The following is a 1,673-nucleotide window of genomic DNA, read 5'->3' as shown; positions in this document are numbered from 1 at the left end:
GGCCGCCGCGCGCCCGGCGTCCGGTGCCGAGGGCGTCGAGGACGGTGTCGAGCAACGGCCGCAGGGCGTCGGGACCTTCGGCGCCTGAGGCGAGGGGCGCGTTGCTCATGGGCTGTCCTCCGGGGCGCGGGGCAGGGGGAGTTCCAGCTTGTACGCAGGTGGGTCGACGCGCCCGGAAAGTACAACGATCAGAACCCGAAAGGGGGTACGGGGCCTGCGGCGCTTCGGCGGTTGGGGGTGAACGGCGTTGGTGTGGGCCTTGCTGGGGGCTGCCGCCCCCAGGCCCCCGCTTCGGCCTGAACGGCCTCGTCCTCAAGCGCCGGACGGGCTGGAATGCCGCGGGAGTTGGGATGTCACTGGCGTTGGAATGTCAGCGGAAGTCGTCCGTGTGGTCCTTCGCCCAGTCGGCGAACGTGCGGGCCGGGGTGCCGGTGACCTGCTCGACCGTGGTGGTGATCTCAGGGGTGGTGTCGACGGTGGCCGCGAAGATCTTCAGCAGGCCGGCGAGCATCTGGGGCGGGACGTTCGGGAAGAGTTCGGGGCCTGCCTGGTCCGGGGGGACCTCGACGTGGTGGAGGGGGCGGCCGAGGGCCCTGCCGATGGCCGTGATCTGTTCGGCGTTGCTGATCGCCTCGGGGCCGGTGAGGCGGTGGGCGATGCCTTCGTGGCCGTCGTCGAGGAGGGCGCGTTCGGCGACCGCGGCGATGTCGTCCTCGTGGATGGGAGCGGTGAGGCCGTTGGCGAAGACGCCGCGGACCGTGTTCCCGGTGCGGATCTGCGGGGCCCACTGGAGGGCGTTGGCGGCGAAGGCATTGGGGCGCAGGGAGGTCCAGGCCAGGCCGCTGTCGCGGATGTGCTGTTCGGCCGCGGCGTGCGCGAGGTGGATGGGGTGGGTTTCGTCGGCGCCGTCCTTGATGATCCCGGAGGAGAGCAGGACGACGTGCCGTACGCCGGCGGCGCGGGCGGCGTCGAGGAGGCCGGGGCTGGTGGCGTGGGCGTAGACGAAGAGCCGGGTGACTCCGGTGAACAGGGCTGCGGGGTCGTCGAGTTGGAAGCGCACCGTCTCGGCCTGCGCGGGCAGGCCGGCCCGCTCGGGGTCGCGAGTCAGGGCCCGTACGGGGCTGTCCGCGGCGACGAGACGGTCGACGAGGGCACGGCCGACGTTGCCGGTGGCTCCGATCACTGCGATCACGAGGTTTCCTCCTGGGGGCTGATCGTCCTTGGCGGCATCGAGCCTAGGAAGGACGGTCAGCCCGCCGCATCGTCGGCAGGGACGAGGCGTGCCCGTGACGGCGTAGGGCCGGGGTCCTACGCCTCCCGTACCCGCAACGCCCGTGCCAGGTCGTCGAGTTGGTCGACGAGCTTGCGGCGCAGGGACGGGGTGAGGTCGGCGTCGCGCAGGCATTCCTCGCCGAGGCGGAGGGTTTCGGGGTCGACGGCGTGGGTGGGGAAGGCCCAGCGGCCGGCGGCGTCGGCCATGGCGGGGCCGCGGCGGGTGGCGAGGGCGACCGCGTCCTCGTAGAAGCGCGGCACGTACTCCCGTACGAGATCGGCCTGTTCGGGTTGCCAGAAGCCCTGGGCGGTGGCGGTGAAGAGGTAGTTGGAGAGGTCGTCGGTGGTGAACATCGCCTCCCAGGCCGTGCGCTTGGCCTCGGGGTCGGGCAGGGCGGCGC

The 1,673-nt window shown here is 72.4% G+C and carries 2 protein-coding genes; both read right to left on the bottom strand.

Annotated elements, in window-relative coordinates; translation table 11 throughout:
- Nucleotides 1-370: 370 nt before the first annotated feature.
- Nucleotides 371-1,192, bottom strand: a complete 822-nt coding sequence (locus R6V09_RS52545) for an NAD(P)H-binding protein (protein WP_317888467.1) — start codon at nucleotides 1,190-1,192, stop codon at nucleotides 371-373.
- Between the two features lie 116 nt (nucleotides 1,193-1,308).
- Nucleotides 1,309-1,673 (bottom strand): ERAP1-like C-terminal domain-containing protein (locus R6V09_RS52540; RefSeq protein ID WP_317888466.1); only part of this gene is annotated, 365 nt, incomplete at its 5' end.

The organism is Streptomyces sp. W16, from assembly GCF_033194735.1.
Lineage (GTDB): Bacteria > Actinomycetota > Actinomycetes > Streptomycetales > Streptomycetaceae > Streptomyces.
Note: the sequence above shows the minus strand (reverse complement) of the source record. Positions and strands in the feature narration are given on the sequence as shown.